Origin of the sequence: Mammaliicoccus fleurettii, from assembly GCF_002018435.1 — a bacterium.
Lineage (GTDB): Bacteria > Bacillota > Bacilli > Staphylococcales > Staphylococcaceae > Mammaliicoccus > Mammaliicoccus fleurettii.
The window spans coordinates 97782-124737 of the sequence record NZ_MWJM01000007.1; the positions used below are offsets into that span (position 1 = coordinate 97782).

At 32.0% G+C, this 26956-nt stretch carries 22 protein-coding genes; 14 read left to right on the forward strand and 8 right to left on the reverse strand.

Annotation, left to right across the window (positions count from 1 at the left end):
• The first annotated feature begins 94 nt into the window (after nucleotides 1-94).
• A complete protein-coding gene (gene mecA, locus B2G86_RS07400) occupies nucleotides 95-2104 on the forward strand; it encodes a PBP2a family beta-lactam-resistant peptidoglycan transpeptidase MecA (protein ID WP_078357487.1) in 2010 nt (669 codons plus the stop codon).
• Between the two features lie 45 nt (nucleotides 2105-2149).
• Here the strand turns inward: mecA and B2G86_RS07405 are convergent, their stop codons facing one another.
• The 3 genes from B2G86_RS07405 to B2G86_RS07420 form a co-directional block, all read right to left on the reverse strand.
• A complete protein-coding gene (locus B2G86_RS07405; protein WP_078357488.1) occupies nucleotides 2150-2578 on the reverse strand; it encodes a MaoC family dehydratase in 429 nt (142 codons plus the stop codon).
• 96 nt (nucleotides 2579-2674) lie between these two features.
• Entirely contained in the window at nucleotides 2675-3418 is a 744-nt protein-coding gene (locus tag B2G86_RS07410) for a glycerophosphoryl diester phosphodiesterase (RefSeq protein WP_078357489.1), read from the reverse strand.
• A 959-nt stretch (nucleotides 3419-4377) separates the two neighbouring features.
• On the reverse strand, nucleotides 4378-5547 hold the full coding sequence (locus B2G86_RS07420) for a hydroxymethylglutaryl-CoA synthase (RefSeq protein ID WP_078357490.1): 1170 nt from the start codon (nucleotides 5545-5547) through the stop codon (nucleotides 4378-4380).
• Nucleotides 5548-5648: 101 nt separating this feature from the next.
• Between B2G86_RS07420 and B2G86_RS07425 the strand changes: the two genes are divergently transcribed.
• The 3 genes from B2G86_RS07425 (at nucleotide 5649) to brnQ (ending at nucleotide 9547) form a co-directional block, all read left to right on the forward strand.
• The gene (locus B2G86_RS07425; protein WP_078357491.1) at nucleotides 5649-6806 is read left to right on the forward strand and encodes a thiolase family protein; all 1158 of its coding nucleotides are present in this window, start codon (nucleotides 5649-5651) and stop codon (nucleotides 6804-6806) included.
• Nucleotides 6806-8083 carry a hydroxymethylglutaryl-CoA reductase, degradative gene (locus B2G86_RS07430; protein ID WP_078357492.1) on the forward strand — a complete coding sequence of 426 codons (1278 nt, stop codon included), beginning with the start codon at nucleotides 6806-6808 and terminating at the stop codon, nucleotides 8081-8083. Before B2G86_RS07425 ends, B2G86_RS07430 begins: the two co-directional genes overlap by 1 nt.
• Before the next feature lie 108 nt (nucleotides 8084-8191).
• Entirely contained in the window at nucleotides 8192-9547 is a 1356-nt protein-coding gene (brnQ, locus tag B2G86_RS07435; protein WP_198931331.1) for a branched-chain amino acid transport system II carrier protein, read from the forward strand.
• 1145 nt (nucleotides 9548-10692) lie between these two features.
• On the opposite strand, the gene B2G86_RS07440 is transcribed toward brnQ, so the two are convergent.
• From B2G86_RS07440 to pgaC, 4 genes are read right to left on the reverse strand one after another with little or no spacing between them, the layout of a single operon-like run.
• Nucleotides 10693-11733, reverse strand: coding sequence for an acyltransferase family protein (locus B2G86_RS07440; RefSeq protein ID WP_078357494.1), 1041 nt, complete (start codon nucleotides 11731-11733; stop codon nucleotides 10693-10695).
• Nucleotides 11726-12577, reverse strand: coding sequence for an intercellular adhesin biosynthesis polysaccharide N-deacetylase (gene icaB / locus B2G86_RS07445; protein ID WP_241837738.1), 852 nt, complete (start codon nucleotides 12575-12577; stop codon nucleotides 11726-11728). Before icaB ends, B2G86_RS07440 begins: the two co-directional genes overlap by 8 nt.
• A complete protein-coding gene (gene icaD / locus B2G86_RS07450; protein WP_078357495.1) occupies nucleotides 12564-12881 on the reverse strand; it encodes an intracellular adhesion protein IcaD in 318 nt (105 codons plus the stop codon). The genes icaB and icaD overlap by 14 nt, the downstream gene beginning before the upstream one ends.
• Entirely contained in the window at nucleotides 12833-14077 is a 1245-nt protein-coding gene (gene pgaC / locus B2G86_RS07455) for a poly-beta-1,6-N-acetyl-D-glucosamine synthase (RefSeq protein ID WP_078357496.1), read from the reverse strand. The genes icaD and pgaC overlap by 49 nt, the downstream gene beginning before the upstream one ends.
• 164 nt (nucleotides 14078-14241) lie before the next feature.
• On the opposite strand from pgaC, the gene B2G86_RS07460 reads away from it, so the two are divergent.
• Together B2G86_RS07460 and B2G86_RS13310 are read left to right on the forward strand one after the other, a co-directional pair.
• The gene (locus B2G86_RS07460) at nucleotides 14242-14805 is read left to right on the forward strand and encodes a TetR/AcrR family transcriptional regulator (protein ID WP_158079029.1); all 564 of its coding nucleotides are present in this window, start codon (nucleotides 14242-14244) and stop codon (nucleotides 14803-14805) included.
• Between the two features lie 389 nt (nucleotides 14806-15194).
• The gene (locus B2G86_RS13310) at nucleotides 15195-15359 is read left to right on the forward strand and encodes a hypothetical protein (protein WP_158079030.1); all 165 of its coding nucleotides are present in this window, start codon (nucleotides 15195-15197) and stop codon (nucleotides 15357-15359) included.
• Nucleotides 15360-15436: 77 nt separating this feature from the next.
• Here the strand turns inward: B2G86_RS13310 and B2G86_RS07465 are convergent, their stop codons facing one another.
• On the reverse strand, nucleotides 15437-16474 hold the full coding sequence (locus B2G86_RS07465; protein ID WP_078357498.1) for a family 20 glycosylhydrolase: 1038 nt from the start codon (nucleotides 16472-16474) through the stop codon (nucleotides 15437-15439).
• 386 nt (nucleotides 16475-16860) lie between these two features.
• Here B2G86_RS07465 and B2G86_RS07470 point away from each other — a divergent pair, with 386 nt between their 5' ends.
• From B2G86_RS07470 to B2G86_RS07505, 8 genes are all read left to right on the forward strand, one after another.
• A complete protein-coding gene (locus tag B2G86_RS07470; protein WP_078357499.1) occupies nucleotides 16861-17481 on the forward strand; it encodes an NAD(P)-dependent oxidoreductase in 621 nt (206 codons plus the stop codon).
• Nucleotides 17482-18025: 544 nt separating this feature from the next.
• A complete protein-coding gene (locus B2G86_RS07475) occupies nucleotides 18026-19588 on the forward strand; it encodes an IucA/IucC family protein (RefSeq protein WP_078357500.1) in 1563 nt (520 codons plus the stop codon).
• On the forward strand, nucleotides 19589-21274 hold the full coding sequence (locus tag B2G86_RS07480; protein WP_078357501.1) for an IucA/IucC family protein: 1686 nt from the start codon (nucleotides 19589-19591) through the stop codon (nucleotides 21272-21274).
• The gene (locus B2G86_RS07485; RefSeq protein ID WP_241837739.1) at nucleotides 21258-22427 is read left to right on the forward strand and encodes an MFS transporter; all 1170 of its coding nucleotides are present in this window, start codon (nucleotides 21258-21260) and stop codon (nucleotides 22425-22427) included. Before B2G86_RS07480 ends, B2G86_RS07485 begins: the two co-directional genes overlap by 17 nt.
• Entirely contained in the window at nucleotides 22411-23535 is a 1125-nt protein-coding gene (locus B2G86_RS07490) for an alanine racemase (RefSeq protein WP_078357503.1), read from the forward strand. The genes B2G86_RS07485 and B2G86_RS07490 overlap by 17 nt, the downstream gene beginning before the upstream one ends.
• Before the next feature lie 189 nt (nucleotides 23536-23724).
• The gene (locus B2G86_RS07495; RefSeq protein WP_078357504.1) at nucleotides 23725-24654 is read left to right on the forward strand and encodes an ABC transporter substrate-binding protein; all 930 of its coding nucleotides are present in this window, start codon (nucleotides 23725-23727) and stop codon (nucleotides 24652-24654) included.
• On the forward strand, nucleotides 24644-25642 hold the full coding sequence (locus B2G86_RS07500; protein ID WP_078357505.1) for a FecCD family ABC transporter permease: 999 nt from the start codon (nucleotides 24644-24646) through the stop codon (nucleotides 25640-25642). Before B2G86_RS07495 ends, B2G86_RS07500 begins: the two co-directional genes overlap by 11 nt.
• On the forward strand, nucleotides 25639-26622 hold the full coding sequence (locus tag B2G86_RS07505) for a FecCD family ABC transporter permease (protein ID WP_078357506.1): 984 nt from the start codon (nucleotides 25639-25641) through the stop codon (nucleotides 26620-26622). The genes B2G86_RS07500 and B2G86_RS07505 overlap by 4 nt, the downstream gene beginning before the upstream one ends.
• Nucleotides 26623-26956: the final 334 nt, after the last annotated feature.

The window sequence follows — 26956 nt, forward strand, 5'->3', positions numbered from 1 at the left end:
GCTACACCTCCATATCACAAAAATTATAACATTATTTTGACATAAATACTACGTTTGTAATATACTACAAATGTAGTCCTATGTAAGGAGGATATTGATGAAAAAGATAAAAATTGTTCCACTTATTTTAATAGTTGTAGTTGTCGGGTTTGGTATATATTTGTATGCTTCAAAAGATAAAGAAATTAATAAAACTATTGATGCAATTGAAGATAAAAATTTCAAACAAGTTTATAAAGATAGCAGTTATATTTCTAAAAGCGATAATGGCGAAGTAGAAATGACTGAACGTCCGATAAAAATATATAAAAGTTTAGGCGTTAAAGAAATAAACATTCAGGATCGCAAAATAAAAAAAGTATCTAAAAATAAAAAACGAGTAGATGCTCAATATAAAATTAAAACAAACTACGGTAACATTGATCGCAAAGTTCAATTTAATTTTGTTAAAGAAGATGGTATGTGGAAATTAGATTGGGATCATAGCGTCATTATTCCAGGAATGCAGAAAGACCAAAGCATACATATTGAAAATTTAAAGTCAGAACGAGGTAAAATTTTAGACCGAAACAATGTGGAATTGGCCAATACAGGAACAGCATATGAGATAGGCATCGTTCCAAAGAGTGTATCTAAAAAAGATTATAAAGCAATCGCTAAAGAACTAAGTATTTCTGAAGACTATATTAAACAACAAATGGATCAAAATTGGGTACAAGATGATACCTTCGTTCCACTTAAAACCGTTAAAAAAATGGATGAAGATTTAAGTGATTTCGCAAAAAAATTTCATCTTACAACTAACGAAACAGAAAGTCGTAACTATCCTCTAGAAGAAGCGACTTCACATCTATTAGGTTATGTTGGTCCCATTAACTCTGAAGAATTAAAACAAAAAGAATATAAAGGTTATAAAGATGATGCAGTTGTTGGTAAAAAGGGACTCGAAAAACTTTACGATAAAAAGCTCCAACACGAAGATGGCTATCGTGTCACAATCGTTGACGATAATAGCAATACAATCGCACATACATTAATAGAGAAAAAGAAAAAAGATGGCAAAGATATTCAACTAACTATTGATGCTAAAGTTCAAAAGAGTATTTATAACAACATGAAAAATGATTATGGCTCAGGTACTGCTATTCACCCTCAAACAGGTGAATTGTTAGCACTTGTAAGCACACCTTCATATGACGTGTACCCATTTATGTATGGCATGAGTAACGAAGAATATAATAAATTAACCGAAGATAAAAAAGAACCTCTGCTCAACAAGTTCCAGATTACAACTTCACCAGGTTCAACTCAAAAAATATTAACAGCAATGATTGGTTTAAATAACAAAACATTAGACGATAAAACAAGTTATAAAATCGATGGTAAAGGTTGGCAAAAAGATAAATCTTGGGGTGGTTACAACGTTACAAGATATGAAGTGGTAAATGGTAATATCGACTTAAAACAAGCAATAGAATCATCAGATAACATTTTCTTTGCTAGAGTAGCACTCGAATTAGGCAGTAAGAAATTTGAAAAAGGCATGAAAAAACTAGGTGTTGGTGAAGATATACCAAGTGATTATCCATTTTATAATGCTCAAATTTCAAACAAAAATTTAGATAATGAAATATTATTAGCTGATTCAGGTTACGGACAAGGTGAAATACTGATTAACCCAGTACAGATCCTTTCAATCTATAGCGCATTAGAAAATAATGGCAATATTAACGCACCTCACTTATTAAAAGACACGAAAAACAAAATTTGGAAGAAAAATATTATTTCCAAAGAAAATATCAATCTATTAACTGATGGCATGCAACAAGTCGTAAATAAAACACATAAAGAAGATATTTATAGACCTTACGCAAACTTAATTGGCAAATCCGGTACTGCAGAACTCAAAATGAAACAAGGAGAAACTGGCAGACAAATTGGGTGGTTTATATCATATGATAAAGATAATCCAAACATGATGATGGCTATTAATGTTAAAGATGTACAAGATAAAGGAATGGCTAGCTACAATGCCAAAATCTCAGGTAAAGTGTATGATGAGCTATATGAGAACGGTAATAAAAAATACGATATAGATAAATAACAAAACAGTGAAGCAATCCGTAACGATGGTTGCTTCACTGTTTTGTTATGAATTATTAATAAGTGCTGTTACTTCTCCTTGAAATACAATTTCTTCATTTTCATTGTATGTTGAAAGTGACACTGTAACGAGTCCATTTTCTTTTTTTATGGATTTCTTATTTGTTATTTCAGCGATAACGTACAATGTATTACCCGGATATACCGGTTTAATAAATTTAACGTTATTCATTTGTGTTCCTGCTACAACTTCTTCTCCGTATTTACCTTCTTCTACCCATAATTTAAATGATATTGAAAGTGTATGCATGCCAGATGCAATGATACCTTTAAATCTACTTTGTTCTGCTTTTTCTTTATCTATATGCATATATTGAGGATCAAAAGTTGTTGCAAATTGGATAATTTCTTCTTCTGTAATATGAAGGCTTTTTGTTTTGAATGTTTCTCCTACTATAAAATCATCGTATTTCATATATGTCTCTCTTTCTTATTCAAATTAATTTTTTAGTATGTAACATGTTAAAGGTAAGTCTACCGTCACTGAAACGTAAGACTCACCTCTAACTTTCTATTGAGACAAATGCACCATTTTATCTGCATTGTCTGTAAAGATACCATCAACTCCCCAATTAGCAAGTTGGTTTGCACGTGCTGGTTTGTTTACAGTCCATACGTTCAATTCATAACCCGCTTCTTTTACCATTTTTACTTTTGCTTTAGTAAGTTTGGCATCTTCAGTGTTTACTATTTTAGCATTACAGTAATCTAAAAGTGTTCTCCAGTCTTCACGAAACGAAGTTGTATGGAATATAACTGCTCTGTTATATTGTGGCATGATTTCTTCTGCAAGTTTAACAAGCACAACATTAAAGCTTGAAATGAGCACTTCTTGATTCTGATTTAAGTTTGTTAATTGTTCTTCCACTTGCTTAACCATACTTTTAGAAAGTGCTAGTCCATTCGGTCCAGTAATACCTTTTAATTCTACATTTAAATTCATATTATATTCATTTGCTATTTTTACTACATCATCGAAAGTTGGCAAATGTTCATCTTTGAATTTTTCACCAAACCAAGATCCTGCAGAAGCATCTTTAATTTCATCATAATTCAATTCAGTTATTTCCCCGGATATATTTGTAGTCCGTTCTAAATAATCATCATGAATGATAATCAGTTGTTCATCTTTTGTAATTGCAACATCTAACTCCAACCAGTTTATACCTTCTACTTCTGACGCAGCTTTAAATGATGCAATTGTATTTTCCGGAGCTTTACTAGGTAATCCTCTATGTCCATATACAGTTAGCATATTACCTCTCCTTGCATTTTTATTTTTTTAATTAACGTAACTGTATTATCACATTAATCGCACTTTTATTTCCATTAAAAAGAGATGAATATCATAAATAAAGAAGTCGATAGATTCGTATTGATTATGGAGTTAATCTACGTCTCATCTCATTTTTAAAAAATCATTTATGTCCCAAGCTCCATTTTGTAATCAAGTCTAGTTTTTCTGTACCCCTTATCTGCAATTTTACTTAGAACTGCTTTTAACGTGCCTCTTATCAGCGATTTTGCATGGAATTGCTTTTAACGCACCTCTTATCTGCAATTTTGCCTAGAACTGCTTTTAACTTACCCCTTATCAGCGATTTTGCATGGAATTGCTTTTAACTTACCTCTTATCTGCAATTTTACTGAGAACTGCTTTTAACTTACCCCTTATCTGCAATTTTGCATGGAATTGCTTTTAACTTACCTCTTATCTGCAATTTTACTGAGAATTGCTTTTAACGTACCTCTTATCAGCAATTTTGCCTAGAACTGCTTTTAACGTACCTCTTATCTGCAATTTCACTGAGAATTGCTTTTACTATTCCTCTTATTAGTATAATCTCAGTAAGATTGCGTATAAAAATGAAAATTACAACCGATTTTGTAGTGCTGACGCCTGAGGGAATAGTATGTGTGAGAGACTACAGGCTCGAGCCATACCCCTAGGCAAGCATGCACGTACAAAATCGAAAGATTATATAAAAACGGATATTTACAACCGATTTTGTAAGTGCTGACGCCTGAGGGAATAGTATGTGCGAGAGACTAATGGCTCGAGCCATACCCCTAGGCAAGCATGCACGTACAAAATCGTAAGATAAAAAAATAAGCATATCACTGTAAACTTAAAAAAATCAGTTTAGTGATATGCTTATTTATTTCGAGTTAGGATTTATGTCCCAAGCTCATCAAGCACAATCGGCCACTAGTTTATTTCTCTATCTTATATGTTCTGATATGGTCTTCTATACTGTGTAAGTATACTTTTGAATATGGATCTTGTGTCAATTCACGTTCGAAATCAAATTCTTGATTATCAAATCTGTTAAAGAATGTTTCGTATTCTTCGACTGATAATTGCTCTCTAGATTCTAGCATATTTAAGTGTTTCTCTTTATCTAATGCTTTGTCATATCCTTCAACGATTGAACCACTAAAGATTTCTCCTACTGCTCCTGAACCATAACTAAATAGACATACTTTATCTTCTGGTTGGAATGTGTGGTTCTGTAATAACGAAATTAAACTTAAGTATAATGATCCTGTATAAATGTTACCAACATCTCTATTCCATAATACTGATTCTTGGTAAGCATCCATTAATCTATTTTTGATTGAATCTTCTACGTTTTCGTTTAAAATAGTCTTGAAAGCCTTTTCCCCCATTTTAGTAAATGGTACGTGGAAACAGAATGATTCAAAGTCGTTTACAGTATATCCAGTACGTTTAGAGTATTCATTCCAAACTGTATTAAATGATTCGATATATGCGTCTTTAGATAAAGCGCCATCTACGACAGGATATTTTTCAGAAGTTGGTCTCCAAAAATCGTATACATTATTCGTATATGCTACGCTATCGTCATTTAATTCTAAAATTCTAGGATTATGACTTAGTAATAATGCAACTGCTCCTGCACCTTGTGTAGGTTCGCCACCTGAATTTAATCCGTAACGTGCGATATCTGATGCGATAACAAGAACTTTTTTACCAGGATGGTTTGATAAGAAATCTTTTGCAAGTTGTATTGCTGCAGTAGCAGAGTAACATGCTTCTTTCATTTCTATACAACGCGCGAAAGGTTGAATATTTAATTGATTGTGTATTTCAACAGATGCTGCTTTTGAGTGATCAATTCCCGATTCAGTAGCTACGATTACCATATCGATATCTTTTTTGTCTTGCTCAGATAAAATATCTTGAGCTGCATTAATACCCATTGATATAATATCTTGGCTCACAGGATTAACAGCCATTTTTGTTTGGCCAATACCAATCTTGAATTTATTTGGGTCTACTTCACGAGCTTTTGCCAAATCATCCATGCTAACATAGAAATTTGGGATGTAAAAATCTAATTTATCAATACCTATTGCCATAATAATTTCCTCTCAATATGTTATTTTATAGTTAAATCATATCAAAATAACATATTTAATGACAATTATTAATAAATAAATTTTTTAAGGAGAACATAAACATGAACAAAGTTGTAATAGTTAGTGCTCAAAGAACACCTGTAGGAAAATTCAGAGGAAAGTTGAGTAACTACTCTGCAGTAGAATTAGGGACTGCTGCATTAAAATCTGCAATTAACAAAATTCAACTAGATCCTAATCATATAGAAAACGTTATTTTCGGGAATGTCATTCAAGCAGGTACTGGTCAAAACCCAGCACGTCAAATAGCAGTTAACGCTGGTTTACCTTATTCAACACCAGGTATGACTGTGAATGAAGTTTGCGGTTCAGGTCTTAAATCTATTATTTTAGGTAAACAACTGATCCAACTTGGAGAAGCAAATGTTGTTGCTGTAGGTGGCGTTGAAAGTATGACGAATACACCAGACCTTATTCTTAAAAAAGGTGATTCACCAGTAAAAAGCTTTATGCATGATGGATTAACTGATGTGTTTCATCAAATAGCTATGGGCTTAACTGCTGAAGAAATAGCAACTAAATACGAAGTTACTCGTACACAACAAGATGAATTTGCTATGAACTCTCATTTGAAATCTGACAAAGCAACAAAAGCAGGTAAATTTAACGAAGAGATAGTACCTCTTGAAGATTTAAATGGTGAAACTATGACTTCTGATGAATTAATTAGACCTGAAAGCAATATGGAAGACTTAGCAACTTTAAAAACAATTTTCAAAGAAGATGGCTCTGTTACAGCTGGTAACGCATCTGCTTTAAGTGATGGCGGTTCTGCTTTAATTCTTATGAGCGAAGCATATGCTAAAGAAAATGGTTATACAATTTTAGCTACTTTAGGACAACATGCCGAAATAGGTTGTGATCCATTATACATGGGTTACGCACCTTTTTATGCAGTAGAAGCTTTGTTAAATAAAACTGAAAAAAGTATTGAAGATATTGATTTAGTTGAGATGACAGAAGCTTTTTCAGCACAAAGTATTCCTGTGAAAAAGAATCTCAACATACCAGATGAGAAATTCAACATATACGGTGGCGCGATTGCTTTAGGACATCCACTAGGTTCAACAGGATCTAGACTTGTTACGACACTTACTCATGCGTTGAAGCAAGAAGATAAACATACTGGCATAGCGACTGCTTGTATTGGCGGTGGCCTAGGTATCGCATTAATGATAGAAAAAGGAGCAGGACTTTAATGAAACCTTTAACAAAAGATTTCAGACACTTATCCAGACCAGAAAAAATTAATCAATTAAAAGAACATGGTTGGATTCAAGAACAATCTGAACAAATATTACTAAACAATTCAGAAATAGATAAAGAATTATTAGAGAACTTAATCGAAAATGTAATCGGTCAAGGGACTTTACCAGTTGGCGTATTGCCTGAAATTATTGTGAATGGTAAATCGTATGCTGTTCCAATGATGGTTGAAGAGCCTTCAGTTGTAGCTGCAGCAAGTTATGGCTCTAAATTATTTAACAAGTCCGGTGGTCTAAAAATCATTCAAAGCGACAATATTAAATTAGGTCAAATTGTATTTGATAATGTAACAGACACTACACAATTATCTAAAGACATCCTTGAATTAGAACAAGAAATACACCAAATGGCTGATCAAGTCTATCCATCTATTTTAAAAAGAGGTGGCGGATATCAAAAAATCGAAACTGATGAATTTCCAGAAGAAGGTATGCTGTCATTAAAAGTATATATCGATACTCGTGACGCAATGGGTGCTAATATCATCAATACAATTCTTGAAGGTATTGCACATTATTTAGAAGAACAATTAGACGACACTGATATATTGATGAGTATTTTATCAAATTATTCCACAACTTCAGTTATAAGCATTCAAGGTGAAATCGCTGTATCTGATTTAGAAAAAAGTAATATGAGTGGCGAAGAAGTTGCACATCGTATGGAAAGAGCTTCTGTATTAGCTCATATCGACCCATATAGAGCTGTAACACACAATAAAGGCGTTATGAATGGTATAAGTTCTGTCGTACTTGCTTCAGGTAATGATACAAGAAGCGTTGAAGCTGGTGCGCATGCTTATGCTAGTAAAGATGGTCAGTATAGAAGTTTAACTACTTGGAAATATGATAGAGAAGGACAATGTCTTGTAGGGACAATAGAGCTACCTTTAACACTTGGTATTATAGGAGGTAGCATTGATCTCTTACCGATGTCTAAAGTTACTTTAGATATATTAAACGTTGAATCAGCACAAGAGTTAGCTCATATTGTAGCAGCAGTCGGTTTAGCACAGAATTTCTCTGCATGTCGTGCACTCGTTTCTGAAGGTATACAACATGGTCATATGAACTTACACTACAAATCTTTAGCGATTAAAATCGGTGCAAAAGGTGTCGAAATAAATCTCATAACAGAAGCGCTTAAAAATATGGACAAACCAAATTTAGAAACCGCGCAAGCATTGCTTTATGAAATGAGAAATAATTAAAGATAGTATATAGATACACTATTTATTTCTTAGTACTTATTGACTTTCCGCTCTTGTAAAATATAAGATAGTGGAAGCGAAAAAAGACTAGGAGAACACATCATTATTATGAAAAACAAACTAAGTTTCAAAGAAAATCTATATATAGGGTCATTATTATTTGGCTTATTTTTCGGTGCAGGAAATTTAATATTTCCAATACATTTAGGTCAAACAGCTGGTGCAAATGTTTTTACAGCTAACTTAGGTTTCTTAATTACTGCGATTGGATTACCATTCTTAGGTATTATTGCAATTGGCATTTCTAAGACGAATGGCATATTCGAAATAGCAACAAGAGTAAATACTAAATATGCTTATATTTTTACAATTTTACTTTATTTAGTCATTGGTCCATTTTATGCATTACCAAGACTTGCGACTACATCATTTGAAATTGCTTTTACGCCATTCATTTCAAAATCATCTATCACGTTATATTTATCAATATTTAGTATTCTATTCTTTTTAGTTGCTTGGTTCTTCTCGAAGAAACCATCTAAAATTTTAGAATATATCGGCAAATTTTTAAACCCGATATTTTTAGTATTGTTAGGCGTGCTTATTTTATTAGCTTTCATTAATCCGATTGGTAATATTTCTAGTGCTTCAATTAGTCCTGATTATGAAAACAGCGCATTGTTAAAAGGATTTATAGACGGTTACAATACGTTAGATGCATTAGCAGCACTTGCTTTCGGCATCATTGTTGTTTCAACTATTAAAAAGCTTGGTGTTACAAATCCAAATCACATTGCGAAAGAAACTTTTAAATCAGGTACTATTAGCATCGTGTTAATGGGTGTTATTTACAGTTTGTTAGCATTTATGGGTACAATGAGTTTAGGTCATTTCAAAGCTAGTGAAAACGGTGGTATTGCATTAGCGCAAATTGCTCAATATTACCTAGGTGATTATGGAATAATCCTATTATCATTAATTATTATTGTTGCTTGTTTAAAGACTGCAATTGGCTTAATCACAGCTTTTTCAGAAACATTTACAGACCTATTCCCTAAGCAAAACTACTTAATGTTCGCGACAGTAGTCAGCATTATATCATGTGTATTTGCTAATGTCGGTTTAACAAAAATTATCGAATATTCAACACCAGTATTGATGTTCTTGTATCCATTAGCGATTACAATTATATTGCTAACACTATTTAGTTCATTATTTAATCACTCAACAATCGTTTACCAATTTACAACTTATTTCACAATGATTGCTTCATTTGTAGACGGTATAAAAGCTAGCCCAGAATTCATTGCGAATACTAAATTTGCACATGTAGTCATTACATTTGGAGAAAAATGCTTACCGTTCTTCACTATCGGTATGGGTTGGGTACTACCAGCTGTAATAGGCTTTATTATAGGGTTCATCGTATACAAATTTAAAAAAGAACGTTATACAGCAGCATAATTAATAACTATTTTTATAAAATCTTACGATTTTGTTCGTGCATGCTTGCCTAGGGTATGGCTCGAGCCTATAGTCTCTCACTCATACTATTCCCTCAGGCGTCAGCACTTACAAAATCGTACAAATATTCATTTTTATACAAAAATAAGAGCAGAAATTCAATTTTAATAATGAATTTCTGCTCTTTTTAAAGTTCTAGGATATTTATGTCTTAAGCTCTAATTTGTAATCAAATCTACTTTTATAGATACCCTTATCAGCAGTTTTACTTAGAATTGCTTTTAACACTACCCTTATCAGCAATTTTGCCTAGAACTGCTTTTAACGCACCTCTTATCAGCAATTTTGCCTAGTACTGCTTTTAACACTACCCTTATCAGCAGTTTTGCCTAGTACTGCTTTTAACGCTAACCTTATCAGCAGTTTTGCCTAGTATTGCTTTTAACACTACCCTTATCAGCAATTTTACCTAGTATTGCTTTTAACACTACCCTTATCAGCAATTTTACCTAGAACTGCTTTTAACGCTAACCTTATCAGCAGTTTTGCCTAGTATTGCTTTTAACACTACCCTTATCAGCAATTTTACCTAGTATTGCTTTTAACACTACCCTTATCAGCAATTTTACCTAGAACTGCTTTTAACGCTAACCTTATCAGCAGTTTTGCCTAGTATTGCTTTTAACACTACCCTTATCAGCAATTTTACCTAGAATTGCTTTTAACAATACCCTTATCAGCAATTTTACCTAGTATTGCTTTTAACACTACCCTTATCAGCAATTTTACTTAGTACTGCTTTTAACGCACCTCTTATCAGCAATTTTGCCTAGTACTGCTTTTAACACTACCCTTATCAGCAATTTTACTTAGAATTGCTTTTAACACTACCCTTATCAGCAATTTTACCTAGAACTGCTTTTAACGCACCTCTTATCAGCAATTTTGCCTAGTACTGCTTTTAACGCTACCCTTATCAGCAATTTTACCTAGAACTGCTTTTAACACTACCCTTATCAGCAATTTTGCCTAGTACTGCTTTTAACACTACTCTTATCAGCAATTTCACCTAGAAATGCTTTTAACGTACCTCTTATCAGCAGTTTTGCCTAGAAATGCTTTTAACACCACCCTTATCAGCAATTTTATTTACTATAAGGTTGTCTTCCCATTACAAACTTTAATACATGGAATTCTTTTAATAATATGCCTACGCCTAAACAACATCCTACGATAAAGAGTAAGGATACTGGTATGAATATAATTGTTTTTTCTTGGAATATGCTTGTGTATTGGAATATATATTCAAGTATGATTGGATGTAATAAATATATAAAGAATGAATACATACTTAGGATCTCGACTGAGTTATACATAAATGTTTCAAATTGCGAACTGAAATTGATTAGTAGTAAAAATGCAAAACTAATATATAGTAAAATGCGATAATCCATACTACTTACCATCCAGTAATCGTGATCTCCTACTAATTCAAAAGTTAAATATGCTGCTATTGTTAAAAATATAATTAATGCGATGTTTTTACTTACAAAGTATTTTATTTTAGCGTAATTATGCCCTAAATATGAGCCTAAGAAGTAGTAGAATATCCAACCAACGATAAATGTTTCGGGACTAAATGGATAATATGTCTCCACAAATTTCGTTACGCTGTCTATATTTTGATGACTATATAAATAGACTGTGTTGACGATAAATGCAATGATGAGACTCCATTTTGAATACAATATTTTAGAGTTAATTCGATAAATCAACCAGTTTAATAAGAAGAACTGAATTATGATAATAATGAAATAACCATACCAATTACCTTGAATAACATTCTCTAAAAATTGTTTTAGAAATGAATTATTTAATTTAAGGCTTTCAGAATAACTATAAAATGCACCCATAATAAGATATGGTAGTAAAATGAATTTTAAGCGTGATTTTAAATATCCTGGCTTTAGTTTCTCGTCATAATTTAAAGTTGTTAATAGCTGAGATAATATAATAAATGAAGGTGTCCCGATGATTAATATCATTCTAATCCAATATAGTACTTGGATTTGATTATCATCTGGTTCGTTTGTATTACTAAATTCTGTCAGGACATGCGTTAACACGATCAATAAACAGAGAAATGTTCTTAAATATATAAATTCTATGCGTCTTCCTTTATTCATGATTAAATCCTTTCCAGTTTTTAACGAGTTTGTTAAAGGCATCATCACTTACCATAACTCTTGGAATTATATAGTTGTCATTGTCTGCAACTACTGCTTTTTCTTTCAAAGTAAACCCATATTTGATTGAAGTGTCTGCTTTAAGTTGATCAACTACTTCATCACTCATTTGACCATATGGATATGCAATAGCGCGTGTATTACCATCTAATTCGTCTTTAATATATTGTGTGCTTTTATTCATATCTTTCTTAATACCTGTTGTTTCAGCTGATTTAATAAGTGTTGATGTCTTCTTTTTCATTGAATGCATATTATGTGTATGTGATGCAAAATCCCACAATCCACTGCGTTTCATTTTTAACAATTCTTTTTTAGACGAAAGACTAATATTGTGAAAATCATCAGACCCTACTTTACCTGTTATGACAAATCCTGTAGCGTGTACATCGTATTTTTTCATAAGTGGGAAAGCATTGTCGTATATACTTTCATCCATGTCATCAAAGTTGATCCAAACACAATTTTTAGGGAATTTGCCATCTTCTTTATATTTTATAAACTCATCTAAAGTGACAAAGTGAGCTTTATGTTCTTTCAACCACTTAATATGTGATTCAAATTCTGTATCTGTAACACTGTAAATTTTCAATTCTTTACTATTTGAGAAAGCGGATAATAATTTATCAATCCATGTATCTTCTCTAACTCTATGATAATTTAATGCTAGACAGCCATTTTCTTCTCCACCCAATGATTTCTTTTTAGCAAAAGTAACGTCATCATGTGGATACAAAAATATACATAACAAAAAAACGATCATAAATCGTTTACATTTCATCATAAGGTAATACTCTCTTTCTTTTAACATTAAAGATAAAAGTACACATTAAATAAATAATGATGATTGCTGACCCTATCATGAAATAGCTAAAGATTGTAAAGATATCACCTTTGTCAATATTTAAAATCACTCTTACCATTTGGATAAAATGATTATTGTAAGGTAATAACGACCCAACCATTACAAATAAAACTGTTACACAATATAACCAAAGTATTGTTGATGCTATAAATACGATTGTTTCTCTATAAATATTTAATCTTGATTTGACTCTTTTAAGTTCCCTCTGTCTGGACTTGTCCATGTAGCAAACTCTCCTTTTTTACGTTTTAGTGCTTTTGGAAAAGCAACAATCACAACTAACGCATTGATTATCCAATAAAATGTTGGATACCAACTTAAGAAAATAACAAACAAATTATTTTTGCGCTCATACCTACTATCAATCATTAATGAAAGTGTAAATTGTATAATGTTAACGAATGTAAGTAAGAAGGCAGAAAGTAGAAAAATGTTTAATTGATAATCGTAAAAATAATAATCCAAGAAGTTTAACTGGAGAAGTGTGTACGCTAGTATGACAACTATTCCATACACCCAAACTACAGAGAGAATTTGTTCAAGAAATAGTAACCATAATGAAACATTACGTACTTTTAGCATGTTTTTAAAATCTCTTAATATAACTTCGTGCCCTCCTTGAGACCACCTTACTCTTTGTTTCCAAAGTCCATTAAATGTCTCCGGTACAAGCATCCAACATAACGCTCTTGGTTCATATTTAATTTTGTAACCTGATAAATGAAACTTCCATGACACAGCAATATCTTCTGTAATCATATCTGTATCCCAGAAATCATTTTTCTGTAATGCTTTTTTGTTAAATAACGAGAATACACCAGATATTGTATTAACATATCCATTTATTGTTTGTGCTCTTTTAATACTTCCAATCATACTTGCATATTCAATCGTTTGAATCTTGCCTAACAATGTAGACTTATTACGAATACGTGGATTACCTGTCACTGCACCGATTGAAGCGTCATTGACTAAACTTTCAATCATATAATAAGGTGCATCGTCATCGATAATTGTATCTGCATCCACACACATCAAATATGGATATTTCGCAAGTTTAGCTGCAACATTTAAAGCATTTGCTTTTCCTTTATTCTCTTCTAAATTGATGAATTTGATGTGATATTCATCTTCTAGCTTTAACAGTTCTTCTTTCGTGTGATCCGAACTACCATCATTAACGGCGATAATTTCTTTCAGTGGAAAAGATAACCCATCTAAATTCTTAATCGTGTCCGCTATTGTCTCGGCCTCGTTATAACAAGCTATAATAAACGAGATACCTTCTGACGGATGGTAGTTAATATTTTTACGCTTTAAACGCCTTTCGATAAAAATATAATAAATTAATGTCCCAATTATCCAAAAAATCGACATAGTAATGGGATAAGCAATAAAAAACATCAATAATAATTCCATAATTTTCCTCCTAACTAACGACCGGTAGTTTGTCAGATAATTATATCATCTTATTTAAAAAAGGCAATGCGTAATTTATTGAGTGAAATGTAAACGCTATACCAGATGATTTTTAGCTGATTTTGATGTATAGTTATCCATATGAAATAAAGGAGGCAATGGCAGTGAATAATACATCTGAGAAACTTATCCAAATAAGTATGAGAACCTTTTCTGAGAAAGGTTATTATGGAACATCACTAAATAATATTGCCAATGAATTAGGTGTCAAAAAATCAAGTTTATATAACTATATAAAAAGTAAAGACGACCTTTATGGGATATGTTTAGAAAAGTGTATGAAAAAAGGACTAAGCTTAATTGAAAACATTAATACACAATCAGATAATTTACATGAAGAACTTCTCTCCTTTCTTCGAAGATATATATATGATTCTGATTATATGGTGAAATTCTATTTACAATTATCATTTGCGCCATGTAACTTCACAAAAGATATAGAAGAATATAACGATAAATTTGCTGTCGTCTTTAGTGATAAATTAAGACAAATACATTCGTATAATCAACTAAAAATAGATCAAGACGATTTCGTGTTATTTGTTAATATGTTTGTAAACGGTTGGCTTTATAAAAAAGCCTTCGTACAATCAGCGACAACCCCGAAAAAAATTATAAAAGAATTCGAACAACAAGCTAATTTGTTGCTAAATAGTATCCAAAATTAAGAAAAATAAATACATTTTTTTATTACCGCATTCACAACCAAATAAACACATGACTTAAGTTTTGATTATTTGATGTGTAAAGAGGCTGGGACAAATTAATTTGTCCCAGCCTCTTGTCATTATATTTACTCTTAACTGATGAAGTGCTAACTAACAACCCGCTCATATATGATTATTTTATATAAATAAGATAATTTAAATGATGAATTTAAATACATTTGTGGTTAAATTTGTTTTCAAAACCTTTTGAATTATGTATAATTTGATTTAAAAAGAAAAGATGAAATAACTTTTTAAAAATTTTTAAAGTTTTTATTTACAGTTTTTGTTAGAAGTCTATAATTTTCGGGTATTACAATTATAGAATTTGTAGAGGAAGAGGTTTAACAATGGTCATGAAACATGGGAAAGACTATTACGAAGATATTAGTGATGATTTATTATATGTGTCTCAAAAAATTAATCAAAAAATTTCTGATGATGTATACAACTTGTCAGAAGAATTAGACACAATAAAAGAAATTATAGAAAGGTTGGAATCCCCATCAGATTAATTTATGAAAATTTTTTACTATAACTATTCCCATCATTTTTGGGAGTAGTTATTTTTTTATATACATTTCAACTTATTTCACGAACTGAAATAAGCTTTTATTAACGGTATTTCTTGGTTAATCAATTCTGTTTGTGACATATTCAATGCATCTTCTCCCCAAAATGATAAGGCTGATCCTTTCACGTTGTCACTGTCTACTTCTTGATAAGGTTCATTAGTGTAGAAAAACTTATTATATGCATATGCCCAACTTATGTAATCAGCTTGTTCTTCGATATCTGCATTAGTAAATTGATTCGATGGTAAAAAGTATAATGAATAAAAGTTATAATTATATATTTTGAAATCATATTCCGCGAAATCTTCTACAGTTAAATCTGATTTACTGTTTTCATTTTGTTTCCAATATAAAATTGAGAACGTATCATTTAAAGACTTAATCCCTTCATGCGAAATCATATCGTTCCACATTTGAGGCTCATAACCTTGCCCTGCAGCGTAACTTCCAATGTTATTCATATAACTTATAAAATCACTTTGGTAAGCACCCCCGCCTGGCACTTCATCTCCACCTAATACTATTCTTTGCTGGCCATTATATTTTGGTTGATTAAATAATGTTGTTATTTCACCTATGTGTCGCTTACTTATAGCTAAAGCTTTATCATTTGAGAAAAAATCAAACGTATTATCACTATAGTCACTAATAATTTGATTATACAAATCTTTATCCTCATTCTTTATCAATGATAAAAGAGCTTTTGAATGGGAAGGAAAATCAATATCTGGAACTACCATTACATTCAACTCATTGCTGTATGCTATAAGTGATTTTATTTCTGCTTTTGTTAAATAATTTTCATTTGGAATACCTTGATGCGAGAAATAATCTGACTCGATTGCATAATTTTCATCATCAGAAAAATGCAATTGAAGATATTGTCCATTATTTTCATGAATAGTATCGACTATTTGTTTTAAGGACTCTAATGAGTATTCTTTTCTAGCAATGTCTACCGAAACACCTTCTTGAATACTTTCTGCACTTACATCTTTAAATGAAAAAGCAGTGCTAAATAAAAAAGTTATAACAAGTGCAAAAATAAATTTCATATAGCCACCTATTTTCTATAGTTTGTAGAGACTGCGTTGAATATGAAACATATAATAAATGAAATAAAATATTTTTAAAAAATCAGCAAACTAAATATAATACTAGTATAATGTTTTTACAATAATCAAAAATATGCAATATAATGTTCTTGGTATAGAAGTTCCCCGCTAATCCTAAAATAAACATATATAATAGAAGAAATTCGTATGAAATAACCGATTTTCGTTAGCATATTACCTTTTAAATAAAGTAATTTGTTTTTCCGATAAAATATAAAATATAGATTAACTACAGGTTGTATATTTTATAAGTTTGTTATGTAGCATATATAAGCGATTTTTAATAACATGAATATGAGAAACTACTGACAAGGGAGATAAAGAACATGAAGATATCAATTTTTGGTGCAACAGGAAGAGTTGGTCAAGAAATATTGGATCATGCACTTAACGACGGACATGACGTGACAATATTAGTTAGAAATAAAGAAAAAATAGCACACACACATAAACACTTAAATATTATAGAAGGAAATGCCTTAAATAAACGTGATGTGGAAGAAGCAATACAAGGAAATGAAGTAGTGATAAGCGCGCTAGGTACAGATGGTTCAACAACATTAACAGATGTTATGCCGATGATTATTGAAGAAATTGAACAAGAAGGCATCCGTCGCATCATCACAATAGGAACTGCAGGAATATTACAAAGTAAAACAGAAAGTAACCTGTTACGCTATCAATCAAACGAATCAAAAAGAAAAACTACACGCGCTGCAGCTGAGCACCATAAAGTGTATGAGCTGTTAAATCAATCTTCACTAGATTGGACAATTGTGTGCCCAACTTATTTACCAGACGGAGAACGGATTGGTAAATACCGCGTTGAACAAAATTATTTACCAGATAATGCTGTGAAAATATCCGTACCAGATACAGCAGACTTCGCTTATGCTCAAATATCGTCAGATGAATATATTAAAGCACGCGTTGGCATTGCATATTGATCATAGATTTCAATTAGAATATCGCGTTTCGCATTTTCGGGTCGATAATTTATTTTATCGGCCTGTATTTTGCGTTTCTGGACCGCTAATTTATTTTATCGGTCCGTATTTCTCGTTTCTGGACCGCTAATTTATTTTATCGGTCCGTATTTCTCGTTTCTGGACCGGTAATTTTATTTATCGGTCCGTATTTCTCATTTCTGGACCGCTAATTTATTTTATCGGTCCGTATTTCCCATTTCTGGACCGGTAATTTTATTTATCGGTCCGTATTTTGCGTTTTCGGGTCGCTAATTTATTTATCGGCCTGTATTTCATGTTTTACTTCCATCCCACTAGAATGTTTCATATGAAACAGTTCTAGTGGGATTTTCTTATTCTATTTTAGTCAAATATGACTAAACATAATATAAAAAGAATACTCAATATAATAGCTTGCAATTATTTTTTATTATTACCTTTCATTGACAAAATACTCAAACATTTTATAATTGAGAATGTTTCTCACTATAAAATATATAAATTATAAAGGAAGTTGATTTTTTTGGAAATTGTTGCTAACGATTACATTCAAGATATACATAATTATTTTCAAGATTTCACTGTGGAAGATATAGAAATTCTATACAAGAAGGCTTACGACGAAGTTATTGGTCGTGTTAATCAACTTGCTAAATTTGAACATATTGATCAAGACTCTATTTTTAAAGATGCCCGTATTGTGAATGAAATTCGCAATTCTATTCGCAATTTAACGTTGAGTTATATTCAATTTGAACAAGACCATAACCAATATGCTAAGAAATATCATAATATTTTTGAATTTGTTGAGAATGAAGCACTAACTGAGGTCTTTTTTGAACAAAGTGTAACTGAGGGACATCCTTTTCATCCTATGACTAAGACCAAATTAGGTTTAGATATAAATGAGGTAATTAAATATTCTCCTGAATTTCGAAATTCAGTAAAAGTTATTCCTGTATTATGTGACGCGACAATCGTTAATGAAGTCCATACGACTCAAACTAATGAATTAGATAAATTTAAGCAGAGGGTTCATGAATACTGTCAGTCTCATCAAATACAGCTTAAAGATTATTCGTTACTGTTTATTCACGAATGGCAACTCGAATACTTCATGAGACCACAGTTTGAAGACTTGTTCACGAATCAATTTATGATACCTTTATACGATTTAGCTGTTGAAAGTAGTCCGCTATTATCATTTAGAACTTTAGATGTTGCAGAGCTGAATTGTATTGTTAAGACGGCAGTCAATGTACAAGCTACAAGTGCAGTTAGAAATGTCTCTCCCGCTTCTATCCACAATGGCATTGTACTTAGTGAAGCTGTTGAACGTATATACCGTGCAAATGGATATCATAAGAGTTATATCCAACGAGACTTATCTGGCGCTTATTTAAATGTTAATCAAGAGCATGCCAATAAATGTAGTTATATGTTGAGAGAACGTATACCCCATGATACTAATAGCCATCATTTAGTATGTGGTAGCCTTATTACTAAAAGTTTCATTACTAAGAAGCATATATTGATTGAATGCATTGAAACGATAATGAACGCTCAAAATGTATCATTCGAATCTGCTGGTGAGCTATTCTTAACTGAATACGCACATATTTTGTTAGAAGCTACTTATCGATTAATTTTAGAAGAAGGCATTAGTTTAGAGGCACATATGCAAAACAGTACTGTTGTAATAAAAGACGGCATGCCTATCTCTATTTATGTTAAAGACTTTGGTGGTGTAAGACTATTTGATCGAGATATAGACATTGATTCTTCTACTGGATTAATCACTGATTCATTTGAAGATTTATTATCCGTATTCTCTCACTCAGTACTTTATAATCACCTATTCCAACTGATACAAGTATTGGAATCTTACGGTTATAAAAGTGAAGAAGGCTATACGATTATTCGAAGTATAATTGCTGAACATCACGAACATTGTGCACCTGAAATAAATATTTTAGAACAACCCGCTTTCAATATTAAATCATTATTAAAAATGAGAATTTTCTCTGAAGGTTACGACTATCAATATACAAAAATTAATAATCCGTTATTCATGGAGGACAAATAAATGCGTTGGACTAACGAGGTATATGCAAATACAGAAAAATACGAGCGCCATTACATCGAACAATGTATACAAGATAGCATTACGATCACATTCAAGAAATTATTAACTTGTTTGTATGAAGAAGTCACACATCCCATTACACGTGTAGAAACAGTAAATGATATCTCAGTATTATATATTAGCGATCGTATATACATCACTTACGATTCACGCAATCATCATATTCAAATAATTGAAGGTGAGACTACGCTTAATATACATGATCCACTTGAATTGATAAATTGGCTTAATCATCACAGCAATGACGCATTTAACTATCATAAATTACTTGTTGAAATAGAAAATCATCTTATCAATCAAGCAATGAGTTTCATTCACTGTTCGCATACACCTAAAAGTGATCATCCATTATTACACAGTGAACAGTATGTCATTACAGGACATAATATACATCCATGTGCTAAGACAAAATTAGGACTATCTTTCAAAGAAGTCATGCAATATTCACCCGAATATAATCAAGCTTTCAAACTTAACTGGTTATTCGTTAAAAAAGGATTACTTTATAACAATTTAGAAACATCCGAAATGAATACAATAGCAGAATTTAGTGGCTATACGGGATTAATTCCAGATGGTTATGACTTAATACCTGTTCATCCTTATCAATACGAACATGTTATACCTAATGTTTATCATGAAGAAATTCAATCCAAAGAAATTATCCCATTACAACATAAAGGTGGTTTAGTTAAAAGTACTTCATCATTCCGAACTGTCTGTCCATTAGATGCCATTACACCCATTATTAAACTGCCTGTAAATTCACAAATGACTTCAACGATACGTTCGATAAGCAATAATAGTATTATTAATTCTAAAATTATTGGAGAATATTTTAAATTAATATATAAGACTGACAAACGTCTAAATGATATTAGTTTGCCTGTTTTAGAATATGGCGGTATGACTTACATTCACGAACAAGAAGATAAACAACGTAATTTATCATTTATCCTACGAGAAAATAACACGCAATACTTACAAACACAATCATTGCTTTATACTGCCACATGTTTATTTGAATTTAACGAAAATAACAAAAAAGTTTACATCGATGTTATTGAATCAGCTCGCGAAACGCAAACACCAATCGATTGGTTCGATCAATATACTTCGATATTAGTTGAGACTGCCCTCACACTTATGACGAAATATGGCATTGGCTTAGAAGCACATCTGCAAAATATGTCATTTGAATTTATTCACGGTGTCCCTACTCGTTTACATGTAAGAGACTTTGGCGGTCTACGTATTGATACGAGTCGCGTTCCCGAATGGTTAAAATTAAGCGATGCTTTAACAAACGCTACAACGGATAGCATGTACGAAAAAGTGCAAAACACTTTAATTAGCAATCATTTAAACACGCTCGTTCATCATTTTAGCGAAGATTTTCATTATGATAAGAAACAATTATGGCATCGTATTAATCGTAAATTCAAAGCTGTATTTGAAATGTTAAAAACTCAAAACAGAGAACATACTGAAGCAGATATAAAAGCATTCTACACAGAGACTATAAACGAAAAAGCATTGTTAACGATGCGCATATCAAATGATAAACAAGATATTTATGTACAAAGAGCAAACCCGCTCTTAATGAATGATGAAGTTAAAATTTAATTCTTATCATCGTTTTATAAGTTCTCAGTGTATCGCTCGAACGATTGATTGGGTAGATATTATTGCGTTAAATTGGATTACGTTGCAGCTAATGGGAAGTGCCATCTATATCGCTTATATTAACTTTGCAAGATTAATGCCACAGTTAGCCTTTGCGTTTATTATTGGTAAACTCATCGACACCGTTAGCTCAACAAAGTTAATGTATATCATCCATATATTTAATATGTTGTTAACGGTAAGTGTAGTTTGTGCATTTTGGCAAAAATGGAATATTTATATCATTCTATTTATCATTATGGTGCGGTCCTTCTTCCAAGCAATTGATACGATTCAAAGGAATGCATTGATTCAAAGTTTCGTGTCACCTGACCGCTTGCATAAAGCTATCAGTTTAAATGCATTAATATTAAATCTTGCGAGATTGATTGGTCCATTTCTTGGTGGTTTATTATTAGCACAGTTGAACTCGAACGTCGTCTTATCATTGCCGATACTAGGAAGTTTAATGGTCATATTACTCAATCAAACTTTACCTGAAGTACATCATCAAAAGAAAGCAAAACATAAAATATGGTCATACTTAAGATCTCAACCAGTTATCATACTGCTGATGTTATCAAGTATGTTCTCAATGTTGTTTGGCTTTTCTTATACGATTATTCTACCTAGTATTGTAGACGAACAATTTGGTAGTCGCACGATGATTTATTCACTCTTTACAGCAATGATTGCAGCAGGTTCTATTATCATATTGCTGATTTTTATGCATTCAAAAGACATGAACAGTATAAAAAGTTTAAAACTATGGACTGTTATATTTATCATCACGATTGTATTACTCATGTTCATAAAAAATATTTATTTATATGCTGCGGTCCTATTATTAATGGGCTTCGCATCACAAGCCTTTAGAACAACTAATAGAATTCTTGTACAACAACATGTAGAAGCTAAATATAGAGGCTCTGTATTATCTATTTCCATGATGGATAAAGGATTCATCCCGCTCGGTGGTATTTTACTGAGCTTTATATTCGAACAGTTCAACATACAAATTGTTTATATCACAATGATTTCTGGACTGCTCTTAACACTCATTTGCGTCATGCTCATGATAAATAAGGAGAATCAATATGAACAGAATAGCTAAGACACTCGATGACCCAAATCATGATTATTATATTTACGATTTAACAGAATTAAAAAATAGAATCAATTGGATAAGGTCTGTTACTAAACATGATATTTATTATGCCGTAAAGGCGAACTCAAATCTCAAAATTTTAGAAACGCTTTTACCTTTTGTTTCAGGATTTGAGGTTGCCTCTTCAGGTGAAATTGAAAAAGTAAGATCGCTTTCTTCAGACATTCCCATTATATATGGTGGTCCAGTGAAGACTAAGAGACACTTAGAATATGCATTAGAAGAACATGTAAAGTCTATTCAAGTAGAAAGTCTATTTGAACTAGATTATTTAAAAGATTTACTTAAAGATTCTAACCAAACTATTGAAGTGATGATTCGAATTAATTTAAGCAATATTAAATCTACAGCAAAGTTGAAAATGGCAGGTGTTCCAACACAATTTGGCATGCCCTACAGTGATATCAATGAAGCCATGCAAATCTGCAAAGAAACGAAGGGTATCACATTCACTGGTTTTCATTTTCATTCAATGAGCAATAATTTAGATGAGGATGCACATGTAACATTCATAGAAAGTGCAGTCGAATTTACAAATCAATATAAAGCACATTTACCTGAAGACTATTCCATCAATGTAGGTGGAGGTATTGGTATAGATTATGATGAACAAAAGCTGTTTGACTTTGACTACTTTGCAACACGTATTCACCACTTACCTCGCTTAACATTTGAATTAGGTCGTTTTGTTACGGGACCAATTGGTTATTATGCAGCAAATGTATTTGATATTAAATCCATGCATGACAAGACATTTGTATTATTAAATGGTGGTACAAATCATTTCAGATTTCCTAAAGCATGGAACCATCATCAGCCTTATGAAATTTTAGAATCCAAAGATACAATTGATAGAACTAAATCAATCATTGATGATACAGTCGTATTTGCAGGTAAATTATGTACCCCTAATGACGTATTCGGCCAACCTTATAAAATTAACCATATAAAAACAGGAGATTGGGTCGTGTTTAAATACGCTGGTAGCTATGGATACGACATCAGTCATTTACAATTTTTATCTCATGAACTACCTGTCATACGCTATATTTAAGCACAACTATACACAGATTTCGTATATCCGAGTTTTATGGTATATTTATCACCATGTTCAGTATTTTAGTTCGAATATATACATAGGTTAGAATCACAATCAAATTTTATATTGACAAAAAAAGGAAATATTTTATAATTGATAATGAAAATCATTATCATAAATTTGACTTAGAAAGAGGTAAAGCAAATGAGAAGACTTTTATCATTATTATTAGTTTTAGTTGTAATGCTTGCAGCTTGTGGTAGTAAGCAAGAGGAATCTTCAAGTAAAGATACGCATGAAGTTAAACATGCTATGGGTACAACTAAAGTGCCTAAAGATCCTAAACGTGTTGTAGTCTTAACAAATGAAGGTACTGAAGCTGTTGTTTCAATGGGCGTTAAACCAGTTGGAGCTGCTAATTCATATACAGGTAATCCTTGGTATAAACATTTAGAAAAGAAATACAAAGGTATTGAGCCAGTTGGTGGAGAAAGTGAAATCAACTTAGAAAAAATCGCTAAATTAAAACCAGATTTAATTATCGGTAATAAATTCAGACAAGAAGCTCAATACAAGAAGCTTTCCGAAATTGCTCCGACAGTATTTTCAAACGAATTACGTGGAGATTGGAAAGATAACTTCAGTTTATATGCAAAAGCTTTAAATAAAGAAGATAAAGGTAAAGAAGTTCTAAGCAATTATGATAAACATGTAGAAAAAGCTAAAAAAGAAATTGGTGATAAAGCAAATTCAGAAGTTTCAATGGTTCGCTTTATGCCTGGAGACGTTAGAATATACCATAAAGATACATTCTCTGGTGTGATCTTAGATGAGTTAGGAATTAAACGTCCTAAAGGTCAAGATAAAGATGACTTTGCTGAAAAAGGTGTTACGAAAGAACGAATGAAAGCAATGGATGGAGACTATATCTTCTACTTCACTTTCCAAGAAGATGATAAGAAAGTATCTCAGTTAGAAAAAGAATGGATAAATGATCCAGCATTTAAAGACTTAGAAGCATCTAAGAAAGGTCATGTCTATAAAGTAGATGACGCTGTTTGGAACACTTCTGGTGGTGTGTTATCTGCCAATATGATGATTGACGATTTAAAGGAAAAGCTAAGTGAAAAATAAATACCTTTGGTGGTTTCTCCTATTCACAGGATTGTTTATCTTACTATTCATCTTAAGTATGATGCTCGGTTATAAACATTTCAGCTTTTTAGATATATGGCATCATTATATCAACGGAGAAACAATTAAAGATCAACGTGTACTCACACATTTAAGACTACCTCGCGCAATTTTGGGCGGGGTTGTCGGTGTTTTAATGGGTATTAGTGGTGTAATGATCCAAACCATTACCCGTAACCCATTTGCAAGCCCTGGCATCATGGGTGTTAACAGTGGTGCGAGTTTAATGGTAGTAATTGCTACTGTTGGATTCGGTATGAACGGTGGATTTCAATTAGCATTTATGGCTTTCATCGGTACAATCATTATTGCAACACTAATCATTTTAGCAACAACCTTACCTTACAAACCGTTTAATGCAATGGAATTAACTTTATTCGGCGCGAGCATTAGTGCATTTTGTATGGCAATTACACAAGGTTTGCTTATTTATAATGAATCAGCAATAGAAGAATTAATATATTGGTTAAATGGTTCTGTTGCTAATAAAAATATCAATATTTTAATCTATATTTGGCCATTCATTGTTGGCGGATTAATCATTGCTTTATACATGGCTAAACCACTCAATTTATATATGTTGAGTGATGATGCACTGAAAGGTCTTGGAGCTAAAATATTAACCATTAAAATATTTACAATGATTGCAGTTGTCCTTTTAAGTGGTACCGCAGTTGCATTAGCAGGGCCGATTTCATTTATAGGTCTTATTACACCACACGTTGCAAAATTGATATGCAAGTCACATAACCACTTTATCGTCATACCATTATCAGGTATATTAGGTGGCTGTCTTCTATTACTAAGTGATATTTTGAGTCGATATTTACTCATGCCGAGAGAACTTCCTGTAGGTATTACAACAGCACTGATCGGTACACCAATATTCATTTATTTAATTCTTAAACGTAAGGAGTTAACAGAATGAAGAAATTAATCACACTAATCATAATGCTCATGTTAACTACTATACTTACGCTCATGTTAGGAGATAGTTTTATCGCGCCACAAAATGTATTAAGCGGCCTCTTTAAATTAGGAGATCCTTATACAAATCTTGTTATTAATACATTAAGACTGCCAAGAGTCTTACTCGCAATCGTAACAGGTGCAGCCCTCGGTATCGCAGGGTGCGTCTTACAATTCATCACTAAGAATCCTTTAGCATCACCAGATGTCATTGGTATATCACAAGGTGCAAATGTTGGGTCTTTAATGTTTTTAATAGTGTTAACAACAAGTACAGAAGCGTTATTATTACCCCTTACTTATCAACCGATATTCTCTATGCTAGGAGCTGTCATTATTACAGCACTATTGTACTTTTTAGCTTTAAGAAAAAGTTACAAACGAGACCGTTTAATCTTGATAGGTATTAGTTTTAACATACTTTGTCAGGCAATTGTTATGTTCTTAATTTTGACTTCAAATAAACGTAGTGCCCAAGCACAAATATGGATTACAGGTTCAGTACATCAAGCAGAATATAATCAAGTTATGATAGTAGGAAGTATATTACTCATCGTAATGTTTATACTGTTGTACTATGCAAGATCATTTGATGTACATTATTTAGGAAGAAACTTGTCATTTGCATTAGGTAATCCTTATCAATACATAACCGTCATTGCCCTCATTTCAATGAGTATCTTAATAGGTATATCGATGAGTTACGTAGGTGGCATACAATTTGTCGGATTAATCGCACCACATATTGCAATGAGACTCGGAGGACATCAATTTAGAAATCGCTTGTTATATAGCGCAATCATTGGTGCAATCATTATATTATTGAGTGACTTAATAGGAAGAACCATCTTCTTACCAAAAGAAATCCCAGCAGGAATATTCACAGCACTCATCGGTTCACCATTCTTTATGTATTTGTTAATCAAAAGTAGAAAATAATATAAAAACGAAGAGAATGGGACAAAATAGTTGTCTCAGCCTCTTCGTTTTTTGTTGTATATGGATAGAATGCTGTGGATCTAGGTAAATCTATCCGAATCGCACGAAGACTCTATTTACTAACTAGAATCCTGAGACATTGACTTGTCATAATAGTGTTTAATAAGTATAGAAATAACATATGCCCAAATATCCAAATAACATGTTCATTTAAGCTATATTCAAACATATCCCTTACTGACAATTTTATAAGAAATGGATACAAAATAGTGAAAGTGATTAATAATATTATAAAAAATAGCGGTTTTAAATTAATGTAATTAACATAAATAAC

Coding starts and splice junctions, on each gene's coding strand:
- B2G86_RS07440 (WP_078357494.1), bottom strand. CDS start 11,733: ATGAATAAAGGAAGACGCATAGAATTTATATATTTAAGAACATTTCTC.
- B2G86_RS07470 (WP_078357499.1), top strand. CDS start 16,861: ATGAAGATATCAATTTTTGGTGCAACAGGAAGAGTTGGTCAAGAAATA.
- B2G86_RS07425 (WP_078357491.1), top strand. CDS start 5,649: ATGAACAAAGTTGTAATAGTTAGTGCTCAAAGAACACCTGTAGGAAAA.
- B2G86_RS13310 (WP_158079030.1), top strand. CDS start 15,195: ATGGTCATGAAACATGGGAAAGACTATTACGAAGATATTAGTGATGAT.
- B2G86_RS07505 (WP_078357506.1), top strand. CDS start 25,639: ATGAAGAAATTAATCACACTAATCATAATGCTCATGTTAACTACTATA.
- B2G86_RS07495 (WP_078357504.1), top strand. CDS start 23,725: ATGAGAAGACTTTTATCATTATTATTAGTTTTAGTTGTAATGCTTGCA.
- brnQ (WP_198931331.1), top strand. CDS start 8,192: ATGAAAAACAAACTAAGTTTCAAAGAAAATCTATATATAGGGTCATTA.
- B2G86_RS07405 (WP_078357488.1), bottom strand. CDS start 2,578: ATGAAATACGATGATTTTATAGTAGGAGAAACATTCAAAACAAAAAGC.
- B2G86_RS07485 (WP_241837739.1), top strand. CDS start 21,258: ATGAAGTTAAAATTTAATTCTTATCATCGTTTTATAAGTTCTCAGTGT.
- B2G86_RS07480 (WP_078357501.1), top strand. CDS start 19,589: ATGCGTTGGACTAACGAGGTATATGCAAATACAGAAAAATACGAGCGC.
- B2G86_RS07420 (WP_078357490.1), bottom strand. CDS start 5,547: ATGGCAATAGGTATTGATAAATTAGATTTTTACATCCCAAATTTCTAT.
- B2G86_RS07465 (WP_078357498.1), bottom strand. CDS start 16,474: ATGAAATTTATTTTTGCACTTGTTATAACTTTTTTATTTAGCACTGCT.
- B2G86_RS07410 (WP_078357489.1), bottom strand. CDS start 3,418: ATGCTAACTGTATATGGACATAGAGGATTACCTAGTAAAGCTCCGGAA.
- B2G86_RS07430 (WP_078357492.1), top strand. CDS start 6,806: ATGAAACCTTTAACAAAAGATTTCAGACACTTATCCAGACCAGAAAAA.
- pgaC (WP_078357496.1), bottom strand. CDS start 14,077: ATGGAATTATTATTGATGTTTTTTATTGCTTATCCCATTACTATGTCG.
- icaD (WP_078357495.1), bottom strand. CDS start 12,881: ATGGACAAGTCCAGACAGAGGGAACTTAAAAGAGTCAAATCAAGATTA.
- B2G86_RS07490 (WP_078357503.1), top strand. CDS start 22,411: ATGAACAGAATAGCTAAGACACTCGATGACCCAAATCATGATTATTAT.
- icaB (WP_241837738.1), bottom strand. CDS start 12,577: ATGATGAAATGTAAACGATTTATGATCGTTTTTTTGTTATGTATATTT.